Raw genomic sequence first — 287 nt, 5'->3', positions numbered from 1 at the left:
GTCTACGCGCAAACCGTACACAAGGGTATCGGTACTACTCCGAGCAAAAAGTGGGAAGAAGGAATCGTCGGTGTATCTCAGAAACTTCCCGCATCAGCCGAAGAAATCGCTTTGCACCTTGGAATCTACAAAAAGCGTAGCCTGCGCCATGACGGTGTGTTGCTCAATGGCCTTTACTACGCGAGCGACGAACTACTACCGATCATCTCTACATACGGCATAGGCGTACGTGTCCGAGTTGCGTACGACCCCGAAGACCTCGGTTCTATATGGCTTTGGGCGCCCGA

Annotated in this window: 1 protein-coding gene; it reads left to right on the top strand. The window is 52.6% G+C overall.

What is annotated here, in order from left to right; all coding sequences use genetic code 11:
• A partial coding sequence (locus SB775_RS28770) for a Mu transposase C-terminal domain-containing protein (protein ID WP_410864602.1) occupies window positions 1–287 on the top strand: 287 nt, incomplete at both ends.

The sequence above is a fragment of the Peribacillus sp. SIMBA_075 genome, assembly GCF_046534585.1.
The sequence above is the reverse complement of the archived record's forward strand: the minus strand, read 5'-3'. Positions and strand labels throughout refer to the sequence as shown.